This is a genomic window from Novimethylophilus sp., from assembly GCF_036504375.1.
Taxonomy (GTDB): domain Bacteria; phylum Pseudomonadota; class Gammaproteobacteria; order Burkholderiales; family Methylophilaceae; genus Novimethylophilus.
The window spans coordinates 1-20,872 of record NZ_DASXVH010000044.1 but is presented as its reverse complement, the minus strand read 5'-3'; the positions used below and the strand labels follow the sequence as shown (position 1 = coordinate 20,872).

General features: G+C 57.8%; 19 protein-coding genes. 10 read left to right on the top strand and 9 right to left on the bottom strand.

What is annotated here, in order from left to right; translation table 11 throughout:
* Positions 1 to 177 precede the first annotated feature (177 nt).
* A complete protein-coding gene (locus VGK14_RS06355; RefSeq protein WP_331508112.1) occupies positions 178 to 747 on the top strand; it encodes a hypothetical protein in 570 nt (189 codons plus the stop codon).
* On the opposite strand, the gene VGK14_RS06350 is transcribed toward VGK14_RS06355, so the two are convergent.
* Positions 744 to 1,022, bottom strand: a complete 279-nt coding sequence (locus tag VGK14_RS06350) for a (2Fe-2S) ferredoxin domain-containing protein (protein WP_331508111.1) — start codon at positions 1,020 to 1,022, stop codon at positions 744 to 746. The genes VGK14_RS06355 and VGK14_RS06350 overlap by 4 nt on opposite strands.
* A gap of 297 nt (positions 1,023 to 1,319) precedes the next feature.
* On the opposite strand from VGK14_RS06350, the gene VGK14_RS06345 reads away from it, so the two are divergent.
* Together VGK14_RS06345 and VGK14_RS06340 are read left to right on the top strand one after the other, a co-directional pair.
* The gene (locus tag VGK14_RS06345; protein WP_331508110.1) at positions 1,320 to 4,310 is read left to right on the top strand and encodes a bifunctional diguanylate cyclase/phosphodiesterase; all 2,991 of its coding nucleotides are present in this window, start codon (positions 1,320 to 1,322) and stop codon (positions 4,308 to 4,310) included.
* Positions 4,310 to 5,062, top strand: coding sequence for a tetratricopeptide repeat protein (locus tag VGK14_RS06340; protein ID WP_331508109.1), 753 nt, complete (start codon positions 4,310 to 4,312; stop codon positions 5,060 to 5,062). Before VGK14_RS06345 ends, VGK14_RS06340 begins: the two co-directional genes overlap by 1 nt.
* 45 nt (positions 5,063 to 5,107) lie before the next feature.
* Here VGK14_RS06340 and dnaJ read toward each other — a convergent pair whose 3' ends face one another.
* From dnaJ to waaC, 4 genes are all read right to left on the bottom strand, one after another.
* Entirely contained in the window at positions 5,108 to 6,226 is a 1,119-nt protein-coding gene (gene dnaJ / locus VGK14_RS06335) for a molecular chaperone DnaJ (RefSeq protein ID WP_331508107.1), read from the bottom strand.
* 86 nt (positions 6,227 to 6,312) lie between these two features.
* A complete protein-coding gene (dnaK, locus tag VGK14_RS06330) occupies positions 6,313 to 8,244 on the bottom strand; it encodes a molecular chaperone DnaK (RefSeq protein WP_331508106.1) in 1,932 nt (643 codons plus the stop codon).
* Positions 8,245 to 8,310: 66 nt separating this feature from the next.
* On the bottom strand, positions 8,311 to 8,886 hold the full coding sequence (gene grpE / locus VGK14_RS06325; protein ID WP_331508105.1) for a nucleotide exchange factor GrpE: 576 nt from the start codon (positions 8,884 to 8,886) through the stop codon (positions 8,311 to 8,313).
* Positions 8,887 to 9,130: 244 nt separating this feature from the next.
* Complete coding sequence (gene waaC / locus VGK14_RS06320; protein ID WP_331508104.1) at positions 9,131 to 10,105, bottom strand: lipopolysaccharide heptosyltransferase I; 975 nt, start codon at positions 10,103 to 10,105, stop codon at positions 9,131 to 9,133.
* Between the two features lie 57 nt (positions 10,106 to 10,162).
* Here waaC and VGK14_RS06315 point away from each other — a divergent pair, with 57 nt between their 5' ends.
* Genes VGK14_RS06315 through VGK14_RS06285 form a run of 7 tightly spaced genes read left to right on the top strand, consistent with a single transcriptional unit; the run spans position 10,163 to position 16,632 of the window.
* Positions 10,163 to 11,293: a glycosyltransferase family 4 protein gene (locus tag VGK14_RS06315; RefSeq protein ID WP_331508102.1), complete on the top strand. Its 1,131-nt coding sequence runs from the start codon at positions 10,163 to 10,165 to the stop codon at positions 11,291 to 11,293.
* A gap of 1 nt (position 11,294) precedes the next feature.
* A complete protein-coding gene (gene rfaP, locus VGK14_RS06310; protein ID WP_331508101.1) occupies positions 11,295 to 12,146 on the top strand; it encodes a lipopolysaccharide core heptose(I) kinase RfaP in 852 nt (283 codons plus the stop codon).
* 23 nt (positions 12,147 to 12,169) lie between these two features.
* The gene (locus VGK14_RS06305; RefSeq protein ID WP_331508100.1) at positions 12,170 to 12,370 is read left to right on the top strand and encodes a hypothetical protein; all 201 of its coding nucleotides are present in this window, start codon (positions 12,170 to 12,172) and stop codon (positions 12,368 to 12,370) included.
* Positions 12,367 to 12,528: a hypothetical protein gene (locus VGK14_RS06300; RefSeq protein ID WP_331508099.1), complete on the top strand. Its 162-nt coding sequence runs from the start codon at positions 12,367 to 12,369 to the stop codon at positions 12,526 to 12,528. The genes VGK14_RS06305 and VGK14_RS06300 overlap by 4 nt, the downstream gene beginning before the upstream one ends.
* Positions 12,504 to 13,976 carry a lipopolysaccharide kinase InaA family protein gene (locus VGK14_RS06295; protein WP_331508098.1) on the top strand — a complete coding sequence of 491 codons (1,473 nt, stop codon included), beginning with the start codon at positions 12,504 to 12,506 and terminating at the stop codon, positions 13,974 to 13,976. The genes VGK14_RS06300 and VGK14_RS06295 overlap by 25 nt, the downstream gene beginning before the upstream one ends.
* A gap of 12 nt (positions 13,977 to 13,988) precedes the next feature.
* On the top strand, positions 13,989 to 15,719 hold the full coding sequence (locus VGK14_RS06290; RefSeq protein WP_331508097.1) for a carbamoyltransferase: 1,731 nt from the start codon (positions 13,989 to 13,991) through the stop codon (positions 15,717 to 15,719).
* A complete protein-coding gene (locus VGK14_RS06285) occupies positions 15,712 to 16,632 on the top strand; it encodes a glycosyltransferase family 2 protein (protein ID WP_331508096.1) in 921 nt (306 codons plus the stop codon). Before VGK14_RS06290 ends, VGK14_RS06285 begins: the two co-directional genes overlap by 8 nt.
* A 313-nt stretch (positions 16,633 to 16,945) precedes the next feature.
* Here VGK14_RS06285 and VGK14_RS06280 read toward each other — a convergent pair whose 3' ends face one another.
* From VGK14_RS06280 to VGK14_RS06265, 4 genes are all read right to left on the bottom strand, one after another.
* Positions 16,946 to 17,956: a glycosyltransferase family 9 protein gene (locus VGK14_RS06280; RefSeq protein WP_331508095.1), complete on the bottom strand. Its 1,011-nt coding sequence runs from the start codon at positions 17,954 to 17,956 to the stop codon at positions 16,946 to 16,948.
* 98 nt (positions 17,957 to 18,054) lie between these two features.
* Positions 18,055 to 18,750, bottom strand: coding sequence for a polysaccharide deacetylase family protein (locus VGK14_RS06275; protein ID WP_331508094.1), 696 nt, complete (start codon positions 18,748 to 18,750; stop codon positions 18,055 to 18,057).
* 13 nt (positions 18,751 to 18,763) lie between these two features.
* Positions 18,764 to 19,864 carry a glycosyltransferase family 4 protein gene (locus tag VGK14_RS06270; protein ID WP_331508093.1) on the bottom strand — a complete coding sequence of 367 codons (1,101 nt, stop codon included), beginning with the start codon at positions 19,862 to 19,864 and terminating at the stop codon, positions 18,764 to 18,766.
* Between the two features lie 26 nt (positions 19,865 to 19,890).
* A partial coding sequence (locus VGK14_RS06265) for a hypothetical protein (RefSeq protein WP_331508092.1) occupies positions 19,891 to 20,872 on the bottom strand: 982 nt, incomplete at its 5' end.

The window sequence follows — 20,872 nt, the reverse complement described above, 5'->3', positions numbered from 1 at the left end:
TTAATCGGGATATTTCATTCATCCGCATGATGATCGCACAGGATTTTGAGCGATAGGGAAATTTTGCGGGGCTGCGGCGTGATATGCCGACCGAGCAAATTTCATGTCCTGCAATAAGCCTGGTCAAGCGAGCGGTTTAGAGCATCCACCGCGTCCAGAGCGCAAGGAAGGAGAGTCATGAGCAAGGCGCAGAAAATCCTGCTGGCGCTGACAGCGTTCAACCTGTCGCTGATCCTGATGTTTCCGCCATTTGACGATTATTCCGTCACCAGCAACAACGTGGCCATTTTCGGCGGATTTCGCTGCGTTCTGTCCGGCATGCCCAACGCCGTCGTCAATGCCAGCTTTCTGTTTCTGGAAATTGTCGTGGTGCTGATCAATGCCGGGATATTCTGGCTGGTGACGCTGGAGAACAAGTCCCGGCAAAGCCGCCGCAAACTAAGCTACCGCAAAGCAACGCTTTTCATCGTCGCGGCCAACCTGGTTGCGGTCATGCTGTTTCCGCCTTTCGAGTACATCTCCCATATGACACGTGCCGCGCTGCCGACATTCGAGGGTTTCTATTTCCTGTTCTCCCGCCCGCCTTATCGGGTCATCGTTACCCCGATCCTGTGGCTGGAAGTTATTTTCGTACTTATCAATGGCGGCCTGTTGCTGCTGGCTTTCAAGGAACGCAGCGTGCTGCGCAATGATGACGACATCAAGGCTGCGGAACTGATGATGAAACTGCAGAAGCGGTCGTCCTAATCTTTCGCAAACGCTGCGATCCTGTCCAGCAATTGTGGCAAGTCCTCAAGATGAACATCATGCAAGAACTCCCCGCCCGGCGAAAGCTTGAGATTGGGCCCCTGCTCGCATCGGCCGAGGCAGTGGAAAGTCTCTACGCTTATCGGCAAGCCACGTTCCGCGACTGCGGCCTGCAATGCCGCCGCAATCTCCTCTCCGCCCCTGGCGCCGCAGGAAGGCGTGTCCGGACTGGCCCTGCGGTTGATGCATACTGTCACGGTTTTTATCACGCTCATCGGGTTACTATATCTCTAAAGAAGCTGTCTTAAAATTCGCGAGGAGCGATGGATGCAAGGCGCACGGAATGCAGTGACCGAGAAAAAGCAGTTTCAGTGCAGGCTCACCTGCGTAGCAGGTTATGCCGGAGCTACAGTACAGATAGTACGGCGAGGGAGCGACAACGAAGTTGCTGCGCAAGCTAACTCGCGCAGCGACGTTAAGCCGCACGACGGCCGTAGCCGATACCGCGCAACGCCGCAGACACCCTCCGCAGCAATTTTCAAGACAGCTTCCAACAGTTCCCAGAAATGCATATGAACGCTGACAATTCTACGCAATCGGACGTCGCACAACGCCTGGATCACGAAAAAAACATTCTGCGCATGTCGCAGATGTATCGTACCTTGACTCGCAGCAACCGGGCGATCGCCCATGACCGCGAGCGCGGCACTCTGTTCTCTGACATCTGCCGCATCGCGGTCGAGACCGGAAATTTCAGCATGGCATGGATCGGCCTGCTGGATAAAGCATCCGGCGAGATCCGAACGGCGACGCAGGAGGGCGGAGATGCATCCATGCTGCAGCGACAGCTGGAACCGGCAACCGCGGCCGGCGCTGCAATACGCGAGGGTCGTACCTATATTTGCAACGATCTTTCCGCAAACACCGGCCCCGAGCCGTCGCCTGCGATTCGTGGCCAAGCCCGGTCGATGGCAGCTTTGCCTTTGCATGAAAATCATGATGTAGCCGGCGCGCTGGTGCTATATACCGATGAAGCCGGTTTTTTTACGCCGGCGCTGGTGGAGCTGCTGGAAGAAATGGCGCAAGACATATTTTTTGCCATGCAAAAGCTGGCCGACGATGAAAAGCGCGAGGCGATGGCTCAGGCTTTGCGCGAAAGCGAGGAACGCTGGAGTTTTGCGCTGGACGGCAGCGGTGACGGCGTATGGGACTGGAACACCCAGACCAACCAGATGTTTTATTCGTCAGGCTACTGGAATATTCTCGGTTTTGCGCCGGGTGAAACGGATGCCAGCGTGGAGGATTTCGACGCGCGCATGCATCCGGAAGACAAGCCGGGAGTGCTGGATAGCACAGTACAGCTGTTTCGAGGGGAACTGCCGGATTTCTGCCGGGAATATCGTCTGCGATGCAAGGACGGCAGCTACAAATGGGTACTGTCGCGCGGCAAAGTGGTCAGCCGTTCCGCCGATGGCCAGCCGGTACGGGTAATCGGCACGATAGAAGACATCACCGTGCGCAAGTCGGCCGAGGCCAACCTCCAGCTCGCCGCACAGGTGTTCCAGCGCAGCAGCGAAGCCATTATCGTCACCGACCGCGACAATGCCATACTCTCGGTCAATCCCGCATTCACCGGGGTGACCGGCTATACGCCGGATGAGGTCATCGGCAGGAATCCGCGCATATTCTCTTCCGGACGCCACGACAGGGCGTTCTACCAGAAAATGTGGGGCAGCCTGCTGACCACCGGTCACTGGCATGGCGAAGTCTGGAATCGCCGCAAGAATGGCGATATCTTTCCGGAATGGCTGTCAATCACCGCGGTGCATGACGACAGCGGGCAAGTGAGCCACCACATCGCAATTTTCAGCGATATCGGCGAAATCAAGCGCGCCCAGACCGACCTCCAGCTCGCCGCACAGGTGTTCGAGAGCAGTAGCGAAGCCATTACCATCACCGACCATGACAACCGGATTCTCTCGGTCAATCGCGCATTTACCGAGGTGACCGGCTATACGCCGGACGAAGTCACCGGCAGGAATCCGCGCATGTTCTCTTCCGGGCGCCACGACAGGGCGTTCTACCAGAAAATGTGGAACAGCCTGCTGACCACCGGCCATTGGCGCGGCGAAATCTGGAATCGCCGCAAGAATGGCGATATTTATCCGGAATGGCTGTCAATCACCGCGGTGCGTGACGACAGCGGGCAAGTGAGCCACTACATCGGGATGTTCAGCGATATCAGCGAAATCAAGCGCACCGAAGAACGTATCCACCAACTGGCGAATTACGATGCCTTGACCGGCCTACCCAATCGAGACCTGTTTCAGGAACGCATCGGGGTGGCGATCTCCAGCGCACAGCGCAATCGCAGCCCGCTCGCACTGCTATCGCTTGATCTCGATCGCATCAAACAGATCAACGAATCCTTCGGCCATGCTGCAGGCGACCAGCTCCTGAAGGTCGTTGCCGAGCGCCTGCGCGAAATCGTGCCGGCGCAGTCTGCCGGAACGCACCACGGCGGCGATGTGTTTCATATTCTGCTGCCAGGGCTGGATATGGAGGGTGCCGGACACATGGCGCAATCCATCATCAATGACTTATCGCAGCCTTATCTGCTGGATGGAAATGAGGTCATGGCGACGCCGAGTATCGGCATCAGCGTTTTCCCCAACGATGGCACCGAGACCGACGTACTGATCCAGAATGCCGAGGCCGCCATGTTCCGCGCCAAGGGCAGTGGCCGCAGAGGCTATCAGTTCTTCGCACCCGAAATGAATGCCCGGTCGCTGCAGCGCATGACGCTGGAGAACAGCCTGCGCCGTGCGCTGGAACAGGAGGAATTCCTCGTCTACTACCTGCCGCAGGCAGATCTGAAAAGCGGTCAGGTGGTCGGTGCCGAAGCGCTGCTGCGCTGGCAGCATCCGGAAATGGGCATGGTTTCGTCCCAGGTATTCATCGAGATGGCCGAAGAAAGCGGCGTCATCGTACCACTGGGCGAATGGATGATGCGCAACGTATGCCGGCAAATCCAGGCGTGGCAGCAGGCCGGCGTACGCGCAATGCCGATCTCGATCAATATTTCTTTCCGCCAGTTCCGTCAGTTCCGCCAGATTGAGGACATTCTCCGGGAAAGCGGCATCAATCCTTTCCTCTTGGAAATCGAATTGACCGAGAGCACGATCATGCATGATGTCGAGGAAACGGCGCAGGTGATCCATCGCATCAAACAGCATGGGATCCGGGTAGCGGTGGATAACTTTGGCGTCGGATATTCCACGCTGGCTTATCTCAAGCGTTTCCATATCGACAAGCTGAAAATCGACCAATCCTTCATACGCGAACTGGTGGATAGCGCCGACGATTCGGCCATCGTGCGCGCCATCATCAGCATGGCGCATAGCCTGCGGCTGGAAGTGGTGGCCAAAAGCGTGGAAACGCAGAAACAGCTCGATTTTCTCAAGGCCTTGAACTGCGACCAGATCCAGGGTTACCTGTTCAGCGAGGCACTGCCACCGGAAGATTTCGCCACTTTGCTGCTTGAAGAAAAAAGGCTAGCCTGATGCAGCGGCTGTTACTGATGCTGATGTTGAGCATGGCCGCTGCTGCCCAAGGAGCTGATGAAACGTTCAGCACGAACCCCGCCCAAGGCTCGCCCAAGGCCGACAGCCCGGCTGACGCTGCGCAGCCGCAAGCCCCCAAAGCGGAGCCGCCGAAAAAAACCGAGTACGACAAGCTGCCCTTGCCGCGGTTGCTGGCCAAGGCCAACGCCAACGATGTTACCGCGCAGTTCGAACTGGCTTCGCGTTTCAGTTACGGCCAGGGTCTTCCCAAGAACACCGATGAAGCGCTGCGCTGGCTGCGCCGCGCCGCCGGAGCGGGCCAGCAAGATGCGGCCCGCCTGCTGGCGGTAAAACTCTACAACGGCTATGACGTGACAGCGGATTTCACCGAGGCGCTGCGCTGGGCGCACATGCTGGCCGATAAAGGCGACCTGCCGGGGCAATTGATGCTGGCCAATATGTATGCGAACGGCGAAGGCACTGCGCGGGACCTGGTGCAGGCTTATATGTGGTATGCCATCGCCGCTGCCGGCGGCAAACGCGACGACGGCAAGGACGAGCCCAGGGAAGAACAGTTGCAGGCGGCGATGGATCAGCGCGACAAGCTCGCCGGTCTGCTTACCCAGGAGCAGGAAGCGCAGGCCCAGAAGCTTGCCAGTGATTGGTGGCTGAGCAAGTACGTGCCGAAACCAGCCGTTAAAAGCAAAACAAAATCGAAGAAAAAGCCAGCAGCACCGGGGAAACCGGCATAATCGCTGAAGTTCTCCCTGACCCTTTAATGCTGCCTCAGCCTCGGGTTACTGGAAAAACTCTTTTACCTTAGCCATCCACGACTTCGCTCGCGGGCTGTGTTTCTGGGCGTCCAGCTGATTGATTTCTTCCAGCTCGCGCAACAGCTCCTTTTGCCGCTCCGTGAGCTTGACCGGCGTTTCCACCATCACATGGCACAACAGGTCGCCGTGTTCATTGCTGCGCAGCGCCTTGATGCCTTTGCCGCGCAGGCGGAATACCGCACCGGTCTGGGTTTCCGCCGGGATTTTCATCTTGGCGTGGCCATCCAGCGTAGGAATTTCGATTTCGCCGCCGAGTGCCGCCATGGTAAAGCTGATCGGCATTTCGCAATGCAGGTCGCCGCCGTCGCGCTCGAAAATGGCGTGCTTCTTGAGATGCACCACCACGTACAGATCGCCCGGCGGCCCGCCGTTGACGCCGGCCTCACCTTCGCCGGTCAGGCGGATACGGTCGCCCTCGTCCACCCCGGCCGGAATCTTGACCGCCAGGGTCTTCTGCTGCTTGATGCGGCCGTCGCCGTGACAGGCCGGACAGGGAGAGGACACCATTTTGCCGCTGCCGTGGCATTTCGGACAGGTCTGCTGGATCGAGAAGAATCCCTGCTGCATGCGCACCTGACCGTGACCGCCGCAAGTGGAACAGGTGGCCGGCTGCGTACCGGGCTTGGCCCCGCTTCCGTGGCAGGTTTCGCACTCGGCCATGACCGGAATGCGAATCTTGGTCTCGGTGCCGCGCGCGGCGTCTTCCAGCGAGATTTCCATGTTGTAGCGCAAGTCCGCGCCGCGGTAGACGTTGGAACGCCGTCCGCCGCCTGCGCCGAAGATGTCTCCGAAGATATCGCCGAACGCGTCCGCAAAGTTGCCGAAACCCTGGCTGCCCGGCCCGCCGCCCGCGCTCGGGTCGACGCCGGCATGGCCATACTGGTCGTAGGCGGCGCGTTTCTGCGCATCCGACAGGATCTCGTAGGCTTCCTTGGCTTCCTTGAAATGCTCCTCGGCATTCGGATTATCCGGATTGCGGTCCGGATGATATTTCATGGCCAGTTTGCGGTAGGCCTTCTTGATGTCGTCTTCGGCAGCGTCGCGGTTGACGCCCAACACTTCGTAATAGTCTTTTTTTGCCATAAGGATTCGGTCGTTAGTTAATAAATGCCAGTCGCCAGTTGAAACCCACAGGAGTTACCAACGACTAGCCACCAGCGACTAAAGACTTATTTTTTCTCGTCCTTGACTTCTTCGAATTCGGCATCGACGACATTATCGTCAGCCTGCTTCTCGGCCTGCTCCGCATGTGCTGCGCCAGCCCCGGCACTACCTTCCGGCTGCTGGGCGTAAATCTTTTCCGCCAGCTTGTGCGAAGCTTCCATCAGCGCGTTGGTCTTGGCTTCGATGGCTTCCTTGTCGTCGGACTTGAGGACGTCTTCGACTTCCTTGAGCGCGGCCTCGATCTTTTCCTTCTCCCCGGCGTCCAGCTTGTCGCCGTGCTCGGAGAGCGACTTCTTCACGCTGTGCACCATGCCGTCGGCCGCGTTGCGCGCATCGACCAGTTCGCGCACCTTGTGGTCTTCCTCGGCGTGCGCGGCAGCGTCTTCTTCCATGCGGCGGATTTCTTCCTCGGACAAGCCGGAACTGGCCTTGATAGTGATGTTGCTTTCCTTGCCGGTAGCCTTGTCCTTGGCCGCCACATGCAGGATGCCGTTGGCATCGATGTTGAAGGCAACCTCGATCTGCGGCATGCCGCGCGGCGCAGGCGGAATGTCAGCCAGATTGAACTGACCCAGGCTCTTGTTGCCGGAAGCGATCTCGCGCTCGCCCTGCAACACGTGGATGGTCACCGCCGACTGGTTGTCTTCCGCGGTCGAGAACACCTGCGACGCCTTGGTCGGGATCGTGGTGTTCTTCTGGATCAGCTTGGTCATCACGCCGCCCATGGTTTCGATGCCCAAGCTCAACGGAGTCACGTCCAGCAGCAGCACGTCCGTCACTTCGCCTTGCAGCACGCCGCCCTGGATGCAGGCCCCGACGGCCACGGCTTCGTCCGGGTTGACGTCCTTGCGCGGTTCGCGGCCGAAAAAAGCCTGCACCTTCTCCTGCACCTTGGGCATGCGGGTCTGCCCGCCGACCAGGATCACGTCCTGAATATCGGAAAGCTTGACGCCGGCATCCTTCATCGCCAGCTCGCACGGCTTGATGGTGCGTTCGATCAGATCTTCCACCAGCGACTCGAACTTGGCACGGGTGATCTTGACGACTAAATGTTTAGGTCCGGTGGCATCCGCGGTGATGTAGGGCAGGTTGACGTCGGTCTGGGTGCTGGAAGAGAGCTCGATCTTGGCTTTTTCCGCAGCTTCCTTCAGGCGCTGCTTGGCCAGCAGATCGTTGCGCAGGTCGAGGCCGGCGTTGTCCTTCTTGAACTCGTCGGCCAGGAAGTCGATCAGGCGGTTGTCGAAGTCTTCGCCGCCCAGGAAGGTGTCGCCGTTGGTGGACAGCACTTCGAACTGGTGTTCGCCGTCGATTTCAGCGATTTCGATAATGGAAATATCGAACGTGCCACCACCCAGGTCATACACCGCAATCTTGCGGTCGCCTTCCTGCTTGTCCAGACCGAATGCCAGCGCAGCAGCGGTCGGTTCGTTGATGATGCGCTTCACTTCCAGACCGGCGATGCGGCCGGCGTCCTTGGTGGCCTGGCGCTGGCTGTCGTTGAAATAGGCCGGCACGGTGATGACGGCTTCGGTCACTTCTTCGCCCAGGTAATCCTCGGCGGTCTTCTTCATCTTGCGCAGCACTTCGGCGGAAACCTGCGGCGGCGCCATTTTCTTGCCGCGCACTTCCACCCAGGCATCGCCGTTGTCGGCCTTGGTAATGGTGTAGGGCATCAGGTTGATGTCCTTCTGCACTTCCTTTTCTTCGAAGCGGCGGCCAATCAGGCGCTTCACCGCGTACAAGGTGTTCTTGGGGTTGGTCACCGCCTGACGCTTGGCCGATGCGCCGGCCAGGATTTCGCCATCTTCGGCATAAGCGACGATGGACGGCGTGGTGCGAGCACCCTCGGCATTCTCGATCACGCGCGGCTTGCCGCCTTCCATCACGGCGACGCAGGAGTTGGTCGTGCCCAGGTCGATGCCAATAATCTTTCCCATGTTGGTTCCTTAAAAAAGTCTTTTACGATAGTCGGTATATAGAGACGGTTTGCTGATTTTCAAGCGCTAATTCTTGCCTTTTGACACCACGACAAGCGCCGGGCGCAGCACACGGTCGTGCAGGGTGTAGCCCTTTTGCAGCACGTTGATCACGGTATTGGGCTCGGCATCGGCTTCCACCATGCTGATCGCCTGGTGCTTGTGCGGGTCGAATTTCTCGCCGACCGGCGCCACTTCGAGCACATTGAATTTTTCCAATACGCTGGCAAGCTGCTTGAGCGTGAGTTCGACGCCGTTCCTGTAGCTCTCGACCGTTGCGGTTCCCACATTGAGCGCGGCTTCCATGCTGTCCTTTACCGCGAGCAATTCGGAGGAGAATTTCTCCAACGCGAACTTGCGCGCTTTCTCGATATCGTCCTGCGCGCGGCGGCGGATGTTCTCGCCTTCCGCCTTGGCATACATCCAGGCGTCATAATGCTCCTGTGCCCGCCGGTCGGCGTCCTGCAGCATGTCTTCCAGGCTGGGCATCATTTCCACATTGCCCTGCTCCGGCTGGCGGCCGGCCGGTTCGTCACCGGAAGGCGCCGATAACAGTTGCTCTCCTTCGACAGGCTGTTCCGGGGTCTGGTTTTCTTGCGACATGAGAATTCCTCGTCATTAAATACGTAACTCCGAAAATGGAGACAAATCGAAAAAAAACAAGCCAGACCAACAAAAAAATTGCGCCATACAATATTATTCCTTTAAGAATAAATATTTACACCGCAACACCCACTTGCCGCAGAGCACCTGAGACGCCGTTTTCCTGCAGGAAAGCACCGCTGGCGCCGACCGGTCGCTGCAACCGGTCAGCGCCACCTTTTTCGACAACCGGCGGGGATGAAACCTACCGAAATAGGCTCTTAACCTGGCTCAATGCCCCAATGACGCTATCGCAGGAGGGAGTTTCGGCAATTCCGCCCAGATTGCGAAAACGCCCGGGATCGGCGCCGAACACGCCGGTCAATGCCGGATCGGTGTCGGTATAGACAGCGACGGCAGGCACATCCAGCGCAGCGGCGAGATGGATCAAACCGGTATCCACGCCGACGGTCGCTGCCGCGTTTGCCAGCACGGCAGCCAGTTCTGCCAGCGGCAGCCGGGGCAGCACCAGCGCTTGCGGAACGCTTGCTGCAATCATGCGGGCGCGGACCAGTTCGTCCGCATTGCCCCACGGCAACAACAGGACCAAGCCGTCTGCGGCCAGCGCTTGGCCCAACGCGATCCAGTGCTCCGTTGGCCATAGCTTGGAATCCCGGCTGGTGCCATGCAAGCCGACGACATAACGCTGCGGCAACCCTGGCGGCAGCCTGTCGAGGCTGGCATGTATGCCATAATCCGGCGGCGTTTCGGGCTGCGCATAGCCAAGCGCCAACGCAGCCAGTTGGCGATTGCGGGTAACGGCATGCTGCCCGCGCGCCACCGCATGCCGATGCCGGTAAAACAGCGAGGCCAGCGGTTCTCGAGCGGAGTCGCCGTCCTGGCCGTGCCGCGGACCGGTTGCCCACGAAGCAAGCAGCGCGCTCTTCAGCAGTCCCTGGGTATCCAGCACCCAATCGTAATGCTGCCATTTCAGCCGTGCTCTGCAGGCGGATATTTGTCGCCAGGTCCGGCTTGAGGCCAGGTTGCGCCGCCAGCGCCGCATCGCCACCGGAATAACCTCGGAGACGCCGGGATGCAGCGCGGGAATGTCGGCAAACCCTTCTTCCACCGCCCAGTCGATGACCATGCCTGGAAATTGTTTCCGGATGTCGGTCACAACCGGCAGGTTATGGACGACATCGCCAAGAGACGAGGTTTTAACGATCAGCAAGCGGGGCATGGGCGCATTTTCGCATACAATTCACACTTTTCCGGCTTGCGGCAGGGCATGCGCCTGATGAAGTTTGCTTTTATCATTTTCAAATACTTTCCCTATGGCGGCGCCCAGCGCGACATGCTGCGCATCGCCAGGGCCTGCGTCGCGCGCGGCCACGCGGTCAAGATTTATACCGGCCAGTGGCATGGCGACCGGCCCGAAGGCACTATCGAAGTAGCCTGCCTGCCGTTTTCCGGCATCTTCAACCATCAGCGCCACCAGCAGCTGATCGATGCGATCACCGCGCAACTGGCTGCCGACAAACCCGATTTGATCGTCGGCTTCAACCGCATGCCGGGGCTGGACGCCTACTATGCCGCCGATCCCTGTTTTATCGAGCGCGCTTATACCGAGCGCAATTGCCTGTATCGGCTAACCGGCCGCTACCGTTTTTTTGCGGCATGCGAAAAGGCGGTGATGCAAGGAGACGGCAACTGCCGGATATTGCTGCTGTCGTCGCGCGAGAAAGACATTTTCCAGCGCTGGTACCACACGCCAGACGAGCGTTTCCGCCTACTGCCGCCGAGCATTCCGGCCGAAGCTTTTGCCGATATCGACCGCACTGCGGCAAGAGCTAAAGTACTGGCGGAATTTGGGCTGCCCGAAGAGGCGAATATCGTGCTCATGGTGGGCTCGGCCTTCGTCCGCAAAGGGCTGGATCGGGCCATCGAAGGATTGGCCGCGCTGCCGGAAGCCGCTCGGCGCAACACCTGGCTGCTGGCGGTCGGCGAAGACAAGCCGGATGCGATGGCGGCACTGGCGAAACGGCTTGGCGTGGGCGAGCGCATAATCATCACCTCAGGCCGTCCGGATATCCCGCAACTCATGAAAGCGGCGGACATGCTGGTGCACCCGGCACGCTCGGAGCTTGCGGGCATCGTGTTGATCGAGGCGATGACGGCCGGCCTGCCGGTGCTAGTCACCGATGTATGCGGCTATGCGGTCCACATCGAGGCCGCAGGCGCAGGGCAGGTGCTGCCCTCGCCTTACCGGCAGGTGGATCTCAACCAAGCACTGGCTCACATGCTCGAATCGGACCGGACACCATGGAGCGAAAGCGGCCTGCGCTATACCGCGAACATCGCGGCGCGCTTCTCCTCAGCCATGGAAGCCGAACTGCTGGAGCAGTTTGCAGCCGAAAAGAGAGGTTGACTTGGACTTTTTCCCGAGCAAAAGCGCAGACTTCATCCCGCAGGACTTCCGTGCCCTGCTGCCGGCTGGCGACGCCTTCGAGCGCATCATGGCGTTGCAGGGCGAAGTCTTCCGCGACGTGCCGGGCCGAAAGACGATCCGGGTCAGCCTGGGCGGGAAATCCTACTTCGTCAAACAGCATTCCGGCGTGGGCTGGAAGGAAATCTTCAAAAACCTGCTCACCGGCAAGCTGCCTGTCCTCGGCGCCGACACCGAATGGCGGGCGATACACAAATTGGGCGAACTGGGCATCGCCACCACGCCCGCCGTCGCCTATGCCAGCCGCAGCTGCAACCCGGCGCGGCGGCGCTCGTTCGTTGTCACGCGCGACCTCGGCGATATCGTTTCGCTGGAAGATTTCTGTCACAATTGGGCCGCCGAACCACCCGATCTCAGGCTCAAACGCAGCATCATCAGGGCCGTGGCCGACATCTCCCGGCGGCTGCACAATCATGGCTTGAGCCACCGCGATTTCTACATCTGCCATTTCTGCCTGGATGGAGCGCGGCTGGCCGATGGCGAAATCCTGCTGTATCTGCTCGACCTGCACCGCGTCGGCATCCGCGACACCATTCCTCATACCGCACGCATGAAGGATATCGCCGCGCTCTACTTTTCGGCGATGGATGCGGGCCTGAGCCGGCGCGATTATTTGCGCTTCGTACGGCTCTACTGCGGCACTCTGCGCCATGCGCTGGCGCATGGACAGCCGTTCTGGAAACAGGTGGAAGCCAGGGCCCGCACGCTTTACCGCAAATTCCACGGCCGTTGGCCGAACACATCGCCAGCTTCAACGCAGGAAAAAATCCAGTGAAACCGTCCGTCAACACTTTGTTGGTGTTATTAGCGCCCCTGATACCAGCGCGGCTGGTCAGTCTCGGCGCGCGCGCCGTGTACAGAATCCAGGAAGTGCGCATTGCCGAAGCGGCGCGGGAAATGCTCGCGAGCGGCGACTGGATGGTACCGGCGAATTGCGGCTGCAAAAGCCGCCGCTGCCATACTGGCTCACTGCTGTCGGTTACAAGGCGGGCGGCGTGAACGAAACTGCAATCCGCATACTGGCGCCGCTGGCGTTGCAACGCCAGGCTGAAATCTGGCTGATTACGGAACGGGTGCCGTCCATGGCCGGCACGACGGCAGAAACCGTGGCGGAATCCGGCGAACTCAAGCTATGCAAGCTGCAGCTCAAGCCGTGACGTCCGACCTGCTGGCATTGTCGGTACAGGGCGGGGATGCTTTTACGCTGACGTTGGCCGATGGCACGACGCTGGAATGCAGCCGCATCGTCCGGCGCGTGCCGGGTAAGCGCCTGGTTTGCGAAGGGATGTGGCGGCAACAGGCAGTGTTTGCCAAGATATTCCTCGGACCGCATGCGGCGCGCCATGCTGCACGCGACCGGCAGGGTTCCCAATGGTTGACCGAAAAACGCCTGTCGACGCCGACGCTGCTGCATGCGTCCACACTGCCGGACGGGGCTGGCGAAATACTGCTGTACCAGTCGATCGCCGATTCAGCCAATGCCGAAGATGTCATGTACAACACCCTGAATGGCCCGCAGCGGCTGGCGCTGGCAATGGCGTTGACGCGAACCGTCGCCGCGCACCATGAGGCGGGGTTGCTGCAAACCGATCTTTATCTCAAGAATTTCCTCGTACAAGGCGAGCGGATCTACACGCTGGACGGCGACGGCATCCGCCTGCTGCCGGGCTGGTGCGCCCGGCGCACCGCCATTTCCAACCTGGCACGCTTACTGTCCAAGCTGGATGCCAATGATGACGGCTGGGCAGCGCAGCTGTACCAGTACTATTGCGAGCAGCGCGGGCGGATGCCGCAGCCCGCGCAACAGAAAGCGTTGGAGCGCGAAGTCAGGCGCATCCGCCGCGAGGTCATCACCGAGTATGCCGACCGCAAGGTGTTCCGCGAATGCAGCGATGTGCATGTGGAACAGGATCGTTCGAAATTCCTGGTCGTCGCACGGGCATGGATGGATCGACTGGACAGTCTGCTGGCCGCTCCGGACATCCTGCTGGAGCAGAGCACGCGCCTCAAGACCGGCAACACCTGCACGGTTGGCCTGATCGAGCAGGCCGGACGCAAAATTGTCGTCAAACGGTACAATATCAAGAATTTGCGTCACGGACTGGGCCGGGCCTTGAGGAAATCGCGCGCGGCGCTGTCGTGGGCCAATACCTATCGCCTGCGCATCGCCGGCATCGCCACGGCCGCGCCGGTGGCCCTGCTGGAGCAGCGCTGGGGCTTCATCCGGCGCCGGGCCTGGTTTCTGGCGGAATACGTGGCAGGACCGGATGTCGGCGCATGGATGGCAGAAGTCGCGCCGCAGCAGCGGCAGCAAGTAGCGATGAATGTCGCGCAGCTGCTGCACAAAATGCAAAGGCTGCGCTTCGCCCATGGCGATCTCAAGGCAGCCAATATCAAGATCGTCGACATGCAGCCCGTCTTGATCGACCTGGACAGCCTCAAGGAATATCGCTGGGATTGGCTGTTCCGGAGACGGCATGCACGCGACCTGCGGCGGCTGCTGAGAAATTGGGAGCACGATGCCGCCCTGCTGGAGCCAATGCGGCAAGCGCTGCGCGATGTTTATGGAAATGACCCGGTGCTGGCTGCAGCCGGGGTAATGTGAGACTAGCAAACAATGATAATCTTGGGTTTATCCGGCGCCGTCGGGCATGACGCCTCCGCCGCGATCCTGGTCGACGGCAAGACGATCGCCGCGGCCGAAGAAGAACGCTTTCTGCGCGACAAGCATGCCAAGAACAAGTATCCGCTCGAGGCCGCGAAATACTGCCTGCGCGAAGCCGGCGTTCAACCGGAGCAGGTGGACGTGGTAGCGTTTCCCTACGCGGAAATCCCGCTGACCTCGCCCGCCCGCTGGCACTATGCCAAACGCTACTGGTATGCGCCGGACCGCGCGCTGGATGCGATCTTCAACGGCAACCGCCGCTTCCGCCGCAACCGCGACCATGTGCTGGCGCTGATGGCAGAGCTCGGCCTGAGCCGCGCGCGTTTCGTGCCGGTAGAGCATCACCTGGCGCATGCCAGCAGCGCCTATCATCTGGGCGGCTTCAAGGAAAAAACCGCGATCGTCGGCATCGACGGCAAGGGCGAATACGCGACAACCTTTTTCGGCTACGGCGAAAACGGCAAGATCCACAAGATCAAGGAATTCTATGACCCGGATTCGCTGGGCGGGCTGTACGGCGCGATTACCGAATACCTCGGCTTCGAGATGCTGGACGGCGAGTTCAAGGTGATGGGCATGGCGCCTTACGGCGACCCGAAGAAATACGACTTATCGCGGCTGCTGGAATTCGATGGCGGGAATTTTCGCGTCAATACCAAGCTCATCAACGTCGTGGGGCTACGCCGCTACAAGGAAAACGGCAAGGGTTACTATTTCGCCAAGGCGCTGGTGGATTGGCTGGGGCCAAAGCGGAATGGCGATGAGATCGACCACCCGTATATCCATTACGCGGCGGCGGTGCAAGATTTATTGGAAACCGTCGCACTCAAGCTTATCGACCACTACGTCGGCGATATCGTCCGCGAGACCGGACGTATCGCGATGGCGGGCGGCGTCGCGCTCAACGTCAAGCTCAACCAGCGCATCATCGCGCTGCCGGGCGTCAAGGAGCTGTTTGTGCAGCCGGCCTCCGGCGATGCCGGTACCGCCTTGGGCGCGGCCACCTACGTCGCGGCGGAACTGGGCGAGAATGTCGAACCCATGCGTCACGCCTATCTGGGGCCTTCCTATACCACCGCGGAATGCATCGCCGCCTGCGAGGCGCACCCGGCGAAGCCGCAATGGCAGCGCATAGACGACGCCTCGGCCAAGGGCGCGGAACTGCTCGCAGCAGGCCATCCGCTGGCCTGGTTCCAGGGCCGCATGGAGTTCGGCCCCCGTGCGCTGGGCTGCCGCAGCATCCTCGGCGATCCCAGTCATCCGGGCGTGGCCGATCGCATCAATGCGCAGATCAAATACCGCGAACGCTGGCGGCCTTTCTGCCCCAGCATGCTGGACCGCGCGGCGGCGGATATCCTGCAAACCGACCATCCAGCGCCTTACATGACCTTTACCTTCGATGTCGCCGAACACTGGAAAGCGCGCATCCCGGAAGTCGTGCACGAAGACGGCACTGCGCGCGCCCAGGTGGTGACAATGGACACCAACCCGCGCTATTACCGGCTGATCGAGGAGCTGGAAAAGCGGCGCGGTATCCCGGTAGTGCTCAACACTTCGCTCAACCGCCGCGGCGAGCCCATGGTGTGCAGCCCGGCCGACGCGCTCGACATGTTCTTCGGCTCGGACCTGCAATATCTCATCATGGAAGACGTGCTGGTTACCAAATCGGATATCTATGACTAATGTTCGAAACCCTATTCCGGTTTCTGCAATCATCGTCAACTACAAGTCCGGCTCTTATGCTGCGGAATGCATCAGGTCGCTACTGGAGCAGGATATCGACGGCCTCGAGATTATCGTCGTCGATAACGACAGCCGGGATGACAGCGTAAAAACTCTTCGCGCAACGTTTGGCGAACAAATCGTCGTTATCGAAAACCAGGAGAATTTGGGGTTTGGCCGAGCCAACAATCTGGCGGCATCGGTAGCCAATGGCGATTTCTTACTGCTGATCAATCCGGACACAAAATTGCTGAATACCAATGCGATATCCGCATTGGTTTCGTATCTCACGCAAAATAACGACATGGGCATTGTCGGCCCCGAGATTCATGAGCCTTCAAAGAACAAATTTGTACTTCCCAGAACACAATACCCTTCTGCAAAGCGCTTGAGGCATACATCCAAAATAAAATCCCTGCCTGGAAAATACGCCTGGATACTGGGCGCCTGCATGGCGATGAGAAAGAAGGTATTTCAGGAAATCGGGGGGTTTGATCCGGATTTCTTTTTATATGGCGAAGACGCCGACATTTGCCTTCGGCTAAGATTGGCAGGGTATCAAGTCGGATATTGCGACGCCGCAAAAATCACTCATGTCGGAGGAGGGAGTGAGCAAGAGTCCACATCGCTGGATAAGTATCTGAGAAAAAAAAGAGGCTTCTTTCTCTTTTGCAGGAAACACTATGCTGCAAAAGACATAGCGCACATCGCCAGAATGTCTCTTGCCACGACTTGCCTGGGTTTTATGAAAGTGGCGATACGGGGATTTTTAGGTGTCGGCAAACGCCAAGGCTCTCTCGACCAGCAGCAGAGACTGGAAGCGGCAAGAATTGTGGCCGGCGAGGTACTCGATGAACTCAAGGAAACCCGCTAGACCGTCTTTGTCACCCAGCCATCAGCGGCTATTGGCAACGCGGGGTGCGTGAGCGAGCATAGTCGAGGAATTCCGCGATATCGTCCGAACACAGCTTAAGTTGCTGATAACCAGCGTTGTTCCATCATGCCAACCATGGACCAAAGGTATGCCGTAAGTGCCGGTGCCCATCCGGTAATGCGGATACCGGCGGCGGAACTCCTGTTGCGAGCGCTCGACCTTCAACGCCGGCCGTCCGCGTTGCGAATCTGAGCGATTTAGAAGTTTTTTCCAGAACTGGCGCAGTTTCTGCTCCCCAATCTCACGGGCGCGGTCAGTGGCTTCCAAGAGATTCAAGGACTCTGGTTTTGGGAAAATCATCCAGCAGCCTCAAGGCTGCGGCTACAACTTCCGTGGGATTGATGGCTGCCATCGATTCCTTTTTTATCGCAATATGATTTTTTTTCATTGGATATGGACCAGTGTTTGCGGGATTGGTTGGTCCAAACAAGCCCAGCAGGGGGACACCGGAAGCAGATGCAACGTGTAGTACGCCGCAATCTTGAGAGATAAACAAATTCATATCCCTCATCAATTTAAATAGTTCAGGAATTGAGGTCTTCCCGATTAAATTGATGGTACCAGGAACGCTTTTCTCAAATCTCTTGCCAAGAAATGCTTCATGCCTTGTGCCGGTTATCACGAATCTAATTCTTGAATTTGCACGAATCAGCTGGTTTGCCAGCTCGATATAGCTATCGATCGGCCAAAGCTTCTGATGCATTGTTTTATGCCTGTAGAAAAATTTCCACCCATGAATTGCCGTTCTGGCGCATCCAAGATGCATACAAATCAAAATATCGTCATTTCCGATGTCAGCGTTGGCTATTGGAGATGAGTTTGTAGTTGACCCATTGCCAATCACGTAGGCACGATCCACCTCGGTCAATTCATGGCCCGTATAGTCAGCTACAAAATTAAGTACCTGATCTGCATGATGAACTCCTGATACCAAGGGAGGGACAGATGCCAAATTCTTTTCGATCCCGGATACGACATCTACCGACTTGTAATATAAGCAAATTACTGTCGAGTAGTTCTTGGCGAGCTTGGTGAGCTTATGTTTTTTATCGGTAATAAACAGCGTGCTTACGTCGTTATTGCCGTAGAAAACTTCAGCGCTTTTTTGGTTTAAAGCAACCAGATCAAATATCGTATTAGGGTAATGTTTCTTGAGAAATCGAATTGCGGGAGTACAGAAAATATTATTTCCTGTGTGGCTGGCCGCCACGAGAAGTACTTTATCTCCGAGATTTTTTGGCAAATGCCCATCTTTAGTTTGCATCGGCAATATTTCCATTTATAGCGTTACATAATACGGTTATGTTGGCAGCCCAGTGGCTGTAGATGTGCGATAAGACAGGAGAAACTCGGATGCCACCGCTAACCCAACCCCAAACCCAGTTTATATAAAATTCGGGACACTCTTGGCCTTTCCCGTGGCAGCGTATGCAGATCGCCACCGACAACAGCAAGCCCCCTGCCGGTAGTCGTAGCCGCATCATACCCGGCTGCCCGCACCGCCTCGACCACACGCCGGTCAAGTGCGCCATATGGATAGCAGAACTGAGCCACCGGGGTTTGCAACAAGGCTTCAAGCTCAGCCTTGGAGCCCGCCACCTCGTTCAGAAGGCTTACATCGTCGCAATCGGGAAGATGGGGGTGCGTTTGCGTATGCGCCCCTACCCCCATGCCCGCAGCGCTCCAATACAGCAACTGTTCCTTGCTCATGAGCGGTTTGTGGGCACCGATTTGATCGGCATCCCACGTATTGTGCTGACCAATTCTTTGGCTGACGACATAGCAGGTGGCGGTATGGCCGTAACGCCGCAGCGTCGGGAGCGCCAGATCGACGGTATCGGCATAGCCATCGTCAAACGTGATGACGACCACCTTGCCTTGCAACTCCCCGCGCAGGTAAGGCATGGCCTCACTCATGGATATGCCGCGAAAACCAAGCAAACGCAGCAATGCCATTTGCCGGGAAAAGATATCGGCGCGCACATACAGTTTTGGCTTGCGATCCCCTGGTAAAGGACGGCCGATATTGTGATACATGAGGATGGGAATTGAACGCATAACGACTCGCCTGTTATCGGATCGACTGATGCTTTGCTAGAGCCCGTTCATAGCTCTCCAGCGTTCGCTGCATCATGCCATCTATTTGGAATCGCTCCAGTGCCATGGAATAGGCGTTATCCAACACCTCACTTGTGTCGGTTTGCAATACCTGGATTACCCCAGCTGCGAGGGCCGATGGGTTGGCAGTCTGCACGAGCGTACCTGTTATTCCGGGCTTGACCAGCTCAGGCAGCCCACCGACATTCGTAGCCACAACAGGCCGCTTCATTGCAAAAGCCTGGGGGACCACACGAGAATGGGCTTCCGCGGTCGAACTGACGACCACACAATCGGATGCCGCGATGAAGTCGGCTACATCTGTTCGATATCCGGTCAAAATAAACTTGTCGCGTTGAGGGGAAGCCTCCAGGCACGCTCTCAGTTCTCTGTCGAACTCCGGGCGCGTTGCTTCACCGACGAGCAGGAAGCGAGCCTCGGGAACAGCCGATACAATTGCATCGGCGGCCTCGACAAGGTAGCGCTGACCTTTATTGGGACGAATCATGCCAATATTGCTCACCACTTTGCAGGTGGACGGGATGTTGAACTCGACACGAATTTTGTCTCCAGTACGCCGGAAATCGAACTCCGTCAGGTCGATCCCTTCGTTGATCACATCAATCTTTGCACTTTGCAACCCCATGGCAACAAGGCGCTGCTTCAACACTTCAGATACCACGATAATGCGGTCGTTACCATGGCGCCAGACGAATCTTTGCAATAGGCGGGTATTGATCCCTTCGCTGTGCAAGGTCCTGACCACCTTGGCGCCCAGCAGACGCAGGATGGCACAATGCAAGGCATCGTGAGAGTCATGGCAGTCGATCAGATCGAACCTGCATTTACGGATCAGGGCGTAAAGCTTGCTGATGGCTGCCGGGCGGGCGACGCCGCGGAACGGTACGACAAAAAAAGGCAAACCCCATGCCTCGGCCCATTCCAATATCTTGGAGTTCGGCCTTGCCGCGACCCATGCTTCGTGACCATGGTTATTTAGCCACCGAACCTCCTCCAGGGCACGCAATTCCTTGCCTCCCCAGTTAAGGCTGGATTCAGTATGAAGAATCCGCATGCTTCCTCTCCACCCTTATCTAAACATCAATGTGTCAGCCTATAGACCGTGATGGCATCACGCCCATGATCTAACACAGCTACGGTTGTCAACCCCGACTGCCCGGCCAGGAAGCTGGCCAATGCCTGACGATCGCCGGATGCATGCACCAGAATATAATCGTATTGCGACATTTGCCCTGCTGTGAAAAGCTGCTGAATCTCTTCAACAGATACTAGGTCGTGCCGGAAAGACTGGTCAGCATTCGCGTAATATCGCAAACGCGCTGAATCGGCATATATGCGGCTCCCCGCTGTGGCATGCGCCGCCACCCAGTTTGCTGCATCCAATTCGTAGCTTTTATGCGGGCTCCACAACCACAGCATCATCCCCAATTGTGTTGTCAGCACAGCAGCCGCGAGCGGGAATTTCCAGTTTTTCCGGAAAGGACGCCAGGGCTTCTGTTGCCATGACCTATGCAACTCAGCCAGCCCGAAAGCTGCATATACTATGATGACGAATCCAAGTGGCATTAAATATCTTTTTGGCAGCAAAAAAGCACTCAAAAGCATAAATGCAGCATGTGTCAGCCCCACCGCAATCAGCCAGGCAAAAACCTTTTGAAATGCAGGCAATTGGTTCGGTTTGAGAAATTTCCGCGCGTAGATTGCCAACACCATTTGCATCCATCCGGACGCTGTCGCGGCTTTGACGATCAGGATATAAATCAGCGTCAGCAGCAGCCCATCCATGCCGTAAGAAGAGATGAATTTGCCGAGAACGGTGGCCCCGTAGGTATGCGCTTTATCGACAAGCCCATGCGCCAACTGCAGATAGGTGTTCCTGACCAGGATTAGAGGATCGCCCAACCGCCCCATTTTGTGGATATCCAACGTTGGATGAAGCAGCACAGCAAGCAATAGCCCCAATCCCGCCAGTATCAGCAGCGTATTCGCCTTGGCAAAAAGCATTAGCCTGTTGGGAAGTTGGCGCTGTAAAAAAATAAGCATTGGCAACACCACCAGATAG

Excerpts from the sequence above, each read along its gene's own strand:
- VGK14_RS06315 (WP_331508102.1), top strand. The coding sequence starts at position 10,163 with ATGAAGTTTGCTTTTATCATTTTCAAATACTTTCCCTATGGCGGCGCC.
- VGK14_RS06340 (WP_331508109.1), top strand. The coding sequence starts at position 4,310 with ATGCAGCGGCTGTTACTGATGCTGATGTTGAGCATGGCCGCTGCTGCC.
- VGK14_RS06280 (WP_331508095.1), bottom strand. The coding sequence starts at position 17,956 with ATGCAAACTAAAGATGGGCATTTGCCAAAAAATCTCGGAGATAAAGTA.
- dnaK (WP_331508106.1), bottom strand. The coding sequence starts at position 8,244 with ATGGGAAAGATTATTGGCATCGACCTGGGCACGACCAACTCCTGCGTC.
- waaC (WP_331508104.1), bottom strand. The coding sequence starts at position 10,105 with ATGCCCCGCTTGCTGATCGTTAAAACCTCGTCTCTTGGCGATGTCGTC.
- VGK14_RS06345 (WP_331508110.1), top strand. The coding sequence starts at position 1,320 with ATGAACGCTGACAATTCTACGCAATCGGACGTCGCACAACGCCTGGAT.
- VGK14_RS06295 (WP_331508098.1), top strand. The coding sequence starts at position 12,504 with ATGCAAGCTGCAGCTCAAGCCGTGACGTCCGACCTGCTGGCATTGTCG.
- VGK14_RS06285 (WP_331508096.1), top strand. The coding sequence starts at position 15,712 with ATGACTAATGTTCGAAACCCTATTCCGGTTTCTGCAATCATCGTCAAC.
- grpE (WP_331508105.1), bottom strand. The coding sequence starts at position 8,886 with ATGTCGCAAGAAAACCAGACCCCGGAACAGCCTGTCGAAGGAGAGCAA.
- VGK14_RS06270 (WP_331508093.1), bottom strand. The coding sequence starts at position 19,864 with ATGCGGATTCTTCATACTGAATCCAGCCTTAACTGGGGAGGCAAGGAA.
- VGK14_RS06355 (WP_331508112.1), top strand. The coding sequence starts at position 178 with ATGAGCAAGGCGCAGAAAATCCTGCTGGCGCTGACAGCGTTCAACCTG.
- VGK14_RS06350 (WP_331508111.1), bottom strand. The coding sequence starts at position 1,022 with ATGAGCGTGATAAAAACCGTGACAGTATGCATCAACCGCAGGGCCAGT.
- VGK14_RS06275 (WP_331508094.1), bottom strand. The coding sequence starts at position 18,750 with ATGCGTTCAATTCCCATCCTCATGTATCACAATATCGGCCGTCCTTTA.
- dnaJ (WP_331508107.1), bottom strand. The coding sequence starts at position 6,226 with ATGGCAAAAAAAGACTATTACGAAGTGTTGGGCGTCAACCGCGACGCT.
- VGK14_RS06290 (WP_331508097.1), top strand. The coding sequence starts at position 13,989 with ATGATAATCTTGGGTTTATCCGGCGCCGTCGGGCATGACGCCTCCGCC.